Source organism: Xenorhabdus sp. NBAII XenSa04, assembly GCF_963866145.1.
Lineage (GTDB): Bacteria > Pseudomonadota > Gammaproteobacteria > Enterobacterales > Enterobacteriaceae > Xenorhabdus > Xenorhabdus indica.
In genome coordinates this window covers 1-7,883 of the sequence record NZ_CAWMEB010000004.1, presented here as the reverse complement: position 1 = coordinate 7,883, position 7,883 = coordinate 1, and the positions used below count along the sequence as shown (strand labels likewise).

Sequence of the window (7,883 nt, the reverse complement as noted above, 5' to 3'; positions counted from 1 at the left end):
ATTAGGCGAATCCAAGTTAATTTATAACCGTTTTCTATATAGTAAGCACAGATATATCAAGTGATTATATGTGAAATCTTACTTCTCCCACTTTTATATTAAATAACAAAAGTGCTTAAATTAATTTTTTAATTTCAAAAGATAAATTAAATAGGAATAAAGAAAATGTAATACCAACCTCTTGAACTCTTTCATCAATTATTGAGGTAAATATTAGTCTATAAAAGTGTAATACACTTTTATTGGGATAAGTTTAAAAGAGCTAAAGCATTATGGATATGCAATCAAGAAAGTATGGTAGAACTTTTCATTATCCGTTCTCACCAGGAACAACCAGTGATGATCGTATTAATCATGATTGGTGGCAGAATATACAGAACATTAATCAGTTTATTCACACAGAAAAACTAGACGGTGAAAATAACTGTCTGAACCAATATGGTGTATTTGCCCGTTCTCATGCTGCACCGACACAATCAGCATGGACGCAGCAGATCCGCCAACGTTGGCAATTAATTAAAGGTGATTTGGGTGATATCGAGATTTTTGGGGAGAATCTGTATGCCATTCACTCCATCGAATATCGTCACCTTGAAGAATATTTCTTTATCTTTGCTGTGCGTATTAAAGATATGTGGCTTAGTTGGGAAGAGGTAAAATTTTATGCTGCCTTATTTGATTTTCCTACCACCCCAGAAATTGCCATTCCTGAAACACGAGATGAATCAGCGTTCATTAAAAATATTATTCAAACCGCAAAGCAGGAAAGTCGTTTTTCTTCTTGGGATACACAAACAAAACAGTGTTGTTCAATGGAAGGCATTGTCAGCCGTGATGCAGGTGAGTACTCAGTTATTGATTTCCCGCATCATGTTTTTAAGTTTGTGCGCAAAAACCATGTTAAAACGAATATTCATTGGAAGCATCATTGGCAACGAGCGCCTCTTTACTTTGAATACCATTCGGCTGGAGAGAGAAATGAGTTGGATATTCAGTAAAAATAAGTCATGGGACTATTTATCTAAAACGTTTTCTTTCATTGCTGATATGGAGGAAGTTCAACAAGATCCCATTCACCACGCTGAAGGTGATGTTGCCATTCATACTCAAATGGTACTGACGGCATTGGAACAGTTGTCTGAGTATCAAACACTGGAGAAAGAAGAACAGGAAATACTCTGGACGTCTGCTTTGTTACATGATGTGGAAAAGCGAAGTACTACGCAGATGGATTTAGATGAACAAGTCGTTTCTCCCGGTCATGCCCGTAAAGGTGAGTTGACTGTCAGACAGATTTTTTTTCAGCAAATTCCTACACCATTTGCGATACGTGAACAAATTGCTGCTCTGGTGCGTTTTCACGGATTACCACTGTGGCTGATGGAAAAACCTGAACCACAGAAAGCCCTGTTGGCGGCGTCATTACGTGTTGATACCTGTCTATTAGCTTTATTGGCGAGAGCTGATGTCTTAGGTCGCAAATGTCATGATACACAGGAATTACTGGAACGCATCGAATTATTCGAACTTTATTGCCGTGAACAAAACTGTTGGCGTAATGCACGAAAATTTTCTTCGCCAGAAGCTCGTTTTTATTATTTTTCCACGGAAAGTAAACAGCCAGATTATCAACCTTATGATGATTATGGTAGTCAGGTGATTTTATTATGTGGATTACCTGGCATGGGAAAAGATCATTTTATACAGCAGTATTACCCAGATTGGTTTGTTATTAGCTTGGATGCAATTCGCCGTCATTACCAGATAAGCCCAGAAGACAAGAATGCCAATGGCTGGGTTGTACAACGGGCAAAACAGCAGGCCAGAGAGAAATTGCGTAATCGGCAGGATTTTGTTTGGAATGCTACCAGTCTTACCGCTCAAATGCGCCAGCAACTTATTAATCTATTTGTCAGTTATAACGCTAAAGTTAAGATTGTTTATATCGAACAGGACTATAAACGATGGCGGCAACAAAACAATAATCGCGAATATGCTGTACCGGATAAAGTGATGGAGCGAATGCTATCTAAGCTAGAAGTTCCGACGCCTGAAGAAGCCATGAAGTATATTACTTTATAAATAATTCAATGAATTATGAGTATTAAATTTCCTTCGAATGGTCTTGTAGGGGAAAGAGAAGGCTGTAGAGTGTATCAGCCTTCTTTCTTCTACCAAAATAACTAAATGTTACTACTGCAATAGCTGATAAAACGTTGGGTTATCGTCACACTGACCACTGCCACATTCCAGCACAGTAGAGACCAGATTAGCGGTGATCAAGATCGCGAACAATCCCATGACAAGTTTGCCGAGTATGTGTGGTGAATATTTTGCTGGATCATGATTACCTGCTTTTAGGGGCATGATGGCAGCAATAGCAATAATGGTAAGAATAGATAAGATTGCAGCCCACGTATAGAAGTGCAAGCCAAAGAAAGTGGAACCATACCCTGCATCTCCCGGCAGAATATGTAAAGAAACCTGACGCATAGCAACAAAGCCAGTTACGATACAGCCCAGTAAGGAAAAGCTGTAGTGAGCATTTTTAACGCCAAAATAGATATTAAACAGAAAACCAAAGCCGATCATAATGATGCCTGCACGTTGCAATAGACATAGCGGGCAGGGAAGTTCAAAACGTGCCAGTTGATAATAAAATGCCACGATTAGAATGACACATATGCCAAATAAACCGAGTATATTCAATGTAATGGCAGGATTAAGATTGCGAGATGCTGACATAGTATTATTCATTACGGCCTCCGGTTAGAAAGAAAGATTCAGTGCATCAGTGGCATGATATTTAAACCAAAATACCGTGATGATTAATAAGATAAGCCAAAGAGTATAAGTCAGTTTTTTCTTGCCAGTAATAACGGTGGCAATCATAACTAATGCAATTAAAAATGGTAAAAACATATACATATTTGATCTCCATTATGAGTTAATAAAATATATAATATCATTATGAAATTAACTTGCCTATAATATGAACACAGCATCTTTAAAGGCTCAGCAATAATATTAGAACAACAATATCAGACTGATCTAAATAGGATTATTTCGTTGATTATTACAGCCGGAAAGGTGTTTGTTGCATTAAAAAATATTAGAATAATTTAATAAATAAACAAAGCCTCTCCAATCGGAGAGGCTTTTTGCTGATTATGATTGATGAAATAATATTAATTTTTATTGATTATCTGCTTAAGGAAACGTGCGGTATGGGATTTTTCACATTTCGCCACATCTTCTGGCGTTCCTGCCACTAATATCTCTCCGCCACCACTACCACCTTCTGGGCCAAGATCGACAATCCAGTCCGCAGTCTTGATAACATCCAGATTGTGTTCAATTACTACAATGGTATTTCCTTGATCCCGCAATTGATGTAGAACTGATAACAGTTGTTGGATATCAGCAAAATGTAATCCAGTTGTTGGTTCATCAAGAATATAGAGTGTTTGACCTGTACCACGTTTCGATAACTCGCGTGCCAGTTTGACCCGTTGTGCTTCTCCACCGGAGAGTGTAGTAGCAGACTGCCCAAGACGAATGTAAGAAAGGCCAACATCCATTAACGTTTGCAATTTACGGGCAAGGGCAGGTACTGCATCAAAAAAGCTACGGGCTTCTTCAATGGTCATATTCAGCACCTCATTGATATTTTTGCCTTTATATTTGATCTCCAACGTTTCGCGGTTATAGCGCTTTCCTTTACATTGATCACAGGGAACATAAATATCAGGCAGGAAGTGCATTTCCACTTTAATTACCCCATCTCCCTGACAGGCTTCACAGCGTCCGCCTTTAACATTGAAACTAAAACGACCCGGTGTATAACCACGCGTACGGGATTCAGGTACGCCAGCAAACAGTTCTCTTACTGGTGTAAAGACGCCGGTATAAGTGGCGGGATTCGAGCGGGGAGTTCTGCCAATCGGGCTTTGGTCAATATCAATGACCTTATCAAAATGCTCCAGACCTTGAATATCTACATAAGAGGCAGGATTAATATTAGTTGCGCCATTTAACTGGCGTTGTGCGATTGGGAATAACGTATCGTTGATTAATGTCGATTTACCGGAACCTGAAACCCCTGTGATACATGTGAACAAGCCGACAGGTAGTTTTAATGTCACTTTTTTCAGGTTATTGCCCTTCGCGCCAATTAACTTCAACATCTTGTTCGGATCAGCAGCGATTCGTTGTTCCGGGATAGCTATCTCACGTTCACCACTTAGAAACTTCCCTGTGAGAGATGTTTGGCTTGCCATGATGTCATCAATAGTTCCTTCGGCAACAACTTTACCGCCATGAACACCCGCTCCGGGCCCAATATCAATAATATGATCAGCGGCACGAATAGCATCTTCATCATGTTCAACAACAATAACGGTATTACCTAAGTTACGCAGGTGCAGTAAGGTTTCCAGCAAACGCTCATTATCACGCTGATGGAGGCCAATGGAAGGCTCATCCAGAACATACATCACGCCAACCAAACCTGCACCAATTTGGCTTGCTAGTCGGATACGTTGGGCTTCACCACCGGAAAGGGTTTCTGCTGAACGGGAAAGTGTCAGGTAATTTAAACCAACATTGACCAGAAATTTCAGACGATCACGGATCTCTTTCAAAACTTTTTCAGCAATTTTAGCTCGTTGCCCGCTTAATTTGATGTTTTGGAAAAATTCCATCGCATGACCGATGCTGAAATCAGAAATCTGTGGCAATGTGGTATTTTCGATAAAAACAAAACGCGCTTCTTTGCGCAGGCGGGTTCCTTCACACGAAATACAGGAACGATTACTAATATATTTGGCTAATTCTTCCCGTACAGCGGAAGATTCTGTCTCTTTATAGCGGCGTTCCATATTCTGCAGAACACCTTCGAATGGGTGATGACGAACAGTTACATCCCCACGATCATTGGTATATTTGAATTCGATAGATTCCTTGCCTGAGCCATACAAAATGACTTTTTTAATGGCAGGACTTAATTCATCAAATGGTGTTTCTATATCGAACTTATAATGGTCTGCCAGAGATTTTAGCATCTGGAAGTAATAGAAATTACGGCGGTCCCATCCACGAATAGCGCCACCTGCGAGTGAAATATTGCTATTTTGCACTACCCGGTCAGGATCGAAAAACTGCTGGACACCCAAACCATCACAAGTAGAACAGGCACCTGCCGGGTTGTTGAAGGAAAATAAGCGTGGTTCCAACTCGCTCATACTGTAACCACACATTGGGCAGGCGAAATTGGCCGAGAAAATCAACTCTTCAGCCTGATCATCATCCATATTGGCAACGACAGCCGTACCACCTGAAAGCTCTAAAGCGGTTTCGAAAGATTCGGCCAGACGCTGAGCCAGATCTGGGCGTACTTTGAAACGGTCAATGACAACTTCAATCGTATGTTTTTTCTGCAATTCTAAATTAGGTGGATCGGAGAGGTCACACACTTCACCGTCAATACGGGCGCGGATATAACCTTGTGTCGCCAGATTCTCCAACAGTTTGGAATGCTCTCCTTTACGCTCTTTGACTACCGGGGCCAATAACATCAGACGTTGTCCTTCCGGTAACGTAAGGACATTATCTACCATCTGACTAATGGTTTGTGCAGCCAGTGGAATATCATGTTCGGGACAGCGAGGCTCGCCGACACGGGCAAACAGCAGACGGAGATAATCGTGAATTTCTGTGATCGTTCCGACGGTTGAACGCGGGTTATGAGAAGTTGATTTCTGTTCAATGGAAATGGCGGGAGACAGGCCTTCAATGTGGTCGACATCCGGTTTTTCCATCAGTGATAAAAACTGGCGGGCATATGCAGAGAGTGATTCTACATAGCGACGCTGGCCTTCTGCATACAGTGTATCGAAAGCCAGAGAAGACTTACCGGAGCCAGACAAGCCCGTAATGACTATCAGTTTGTCACGGGGAATTATCAGGTTGATATTTTTGAGATTATGGGTGCGGGCGCCCCGAACTTCGATGTTATCCATTTACCATTACCCAGATTATTTATCGTGTTCAACTAAAAAGCGCATTATTATTGCACAAATTTTGCTGAATGAATATACAGTATTAACAGAGATTCATGCTGTAATAATTACTGTGTATATCAAGCGCTTTCAGTTGTTGTATAGCCAGTAAGGGTAGCTCAAAGAGTACAACATGAAAGATAAAGGATATAAAGTACGATGCGCTTCGCAAAGTATAATATGACGGCTTTTAGTTTAAACTTAGTCCTCGCATGGTAAACTACTTTGTTTATAATTATAGAAGTTCGTTTTTAGCAAAAATCATTTCATCAGGAGTATTCCAATGGCCAGCAGAGGCGTAAACAAAGTTATTTTAGTGGGTAATTTGGGGCAGGATCCGGAAATTCGCTATATGCCGAATGGCGGTGCAGTTGCCAATATTACTCTGGCAACGTCCGATAGCTGGCGTGATAAGCAAACCGGTGAGATGAGAGAGAAAACTGAGTGGCACCGTGTGGTGATTTTCGGCAAATTGGCAGAAGTCGCAGGTGAATATCTGCGTAAAGGCTCTCAAGTTTATCTCGAAGGCGCTTTGCAGACCCGTAAATGGCAAGATCAGAATGGGCAAGACCGTTACACCACTGAAGTAGTGGTCAATCCTATCGGTGGAGTAATGCAGATGCTGGGCAGCCGTGGCGCAGCACAGGATGCACCAGCCCAAGGCGGTTGGGGACAACCACAACAGCCACAAGCTTCTCAGCAATTTAGTGGTGGCGGTATGCCATCGTCTCGTCCGGCACAATCTCCTGCTCAGCAGAATAATGAGCCACCAATGGATTTTGATGATGATATTCCGTTCTGATTTTGAACGGAAATATATTTAAGAAACAATACCAAGGCCCCGTTCGTGCGGGGTTTTTTTATCCCAGTTTTTTGAGACATCAAGAACGAAAACATCGGTTGAACCTTTCAGCTCTAATGGCATTGAGGCCTCAATATTCTCTTTAAGTTCTTGCGCATTTTTTATGGCCGACAAAAATTATGACCTTAGCGTTATTCCAAAACAATCTTCTTGTATAAATAATGACCATTGCTTGTCGGATAATGATATAGCTTCTTTTGATTATTATTAGCTATTCTCCTTTATGGCAGTAAGCGACTTCAGAATGACCAATACTTTTAAGAAAAGAAAAAAACTAAAGAAAATATTTTATAAGTATGTCTGGATATGTAACCAGCAACTGACTCAATCCGTATTGAGAGTAAAACTCTTTTTCAGATGATAAAAAAGAGCCAGAAGCTAAATACAGAGTTATTCAAAAATCCATACATTTCAATTACGGGATGTGCCTATGTTTATTTAGGAGAAATATATCTGTTAGCACAAACGGTTCAATCATTGAAGATTCTATTTTATTTGGTCAATTTGGATGGTCAGAATATGAACCTGATATGACATTCAATGGTCATTTAATTTCATCAGCTTTAAGAGAATTATTACTTGAGAAGTGTTCTGTTTCTAAAACATTGCCATCTGAACAGTGGTGGAAAGAAAAACGGAAAAAAACTCGCCTTTGCACCTTTTAGTTAGAGATTATCTCAATCATCCCTCTATCCAGTTTAATTCCAGAAGTATTTTTTCATCCTGCTTAGAGATGTTAGAAAAAATCAAGTCTAACATAAATGAAAAGGGGGAAATTGATATCTTACTTCCTGTTTTCTGTGTTATCAGCAATTGGCAGAAAAGACATGATATTACGTCTGTGACGATGGCAGAAGAGGTATCTTTGTTGCATCTCGCGAATATTTCAATATATCTCTTGCATTCACATAATAAGTGCAACACCGTTATAAACGAAGTAAATGAGTTGATATTCCTTTAAA

7 protein-coding genes are annotated in these 7,883 nt (G+C 40.3%); 3 read left to right on the top strand and 4 right to left on the bottom strand.

Annotation, left to right across the window (positions count from 1 at the left end):
- Positions 1-272: 272 nt before the first annotated feature.
- The gene (locus tag AAC147_RS00710; RefSeq protein WP_047684577.1) at positions 273-998 is read left to right on the top strand and encodes an RNA ligase family protein; all 726 of its coding nucleotides are present in this window, start codon (positions 273-275) and stop codon (positions 996-998) included.
- On the top strand, positions 979-2,082 hold the full coding sequence (locus AAC147_RS00705) for an AAA family ATPase (RefSeq protein ID WP_047684575.1): 1,104 nt from the start codon (positions 979-981) through the stop codon (positions 2,080-2,082). The genes AAC147_RS00710 and AAC147_RS00705 overlap by 20 nt, the downstream gene beginning before the upstream one ends.
- A 111-nt stretch (positions 2,083-2,193) precedes the next feature.
- Here AAC147_RS00705 and AAC147_RS00700 read toward each other — a convergent pair whose 3' ends face one another.
- The 3 genes from AAC147_RS00700 to uvrA form a co-directional block, all read right to left on the bottom strand.
- Positions 2,194-2,757, bottom strand: coding sequence for a disulfide bond formation protein B (locus AAC147_RS00700; protein WP_047684573.1), 564 nt, complete (start codon positions 2,755-2,757; stop codon positions 2,194-2,196).
- Between the two features lie 12 nt (positions 2,758-2,769).
- Entirely contained in the window at positions 2,770-2,928 is a 159-nt protein-coding gene (locus AAC147_RS00695; RefSeq protein WP_187650717.1) for a DUF5993 family protein, read from the bottom strand.
- A 260-nt stretch (positions 2,929-3,188) separates the two neighbouring features.
- The gene (gene uvrA, locus AAC147_RS00690) at positions 3,189-6,020 is read right to left on the bottom strand and encodes an excinuclease ABC subunit UvrA (protein WP_047684570.1); all 2,832 of its coding nucleotides are present in this window, start codon (positions 6,018-6,020) and stop codon (positions 3,189-3,191) included.
- Positions 6,021-6,342: 322 nt separating this feature from the next.
- Between uvrA and AAC147_RS00685 the strand changes: the two genes are divergently transcribed.
- The gene (locus AAC147_RS00685) at positions 6,343-6,861 is read left to right on the top strand and encodes a single-stranded DNA-binding protein (protein WP_047684567.1); all 519 of its coding nucleotides are present in this window, start codon (positions 6,343-6,345) and stop codon (positions 6,859-6,861) included.
- An 18-nt stretch (positions 6,862-6,879) separates the two neighbouring features.
- Here the strand turns inward: AAC147_RS00685 and AAC147_RS00680 are convergent, their stop codons facing one another.
- Positions 6,880-7,035 carry a hypothetical protein gene (locus AAC147_RS00680; RefSeq protein WP_156115406.1) on the bottom strand — a complete coding sequence of 52 codons (156 nt, stop codon included), beginning with the start codon at positions 7,033-7,035 and terminating at the stop codon, positions 6,880-6,882.
- Between the last annotated feature and the right edge of the window lie 848 nt (positions 7,036-7,883).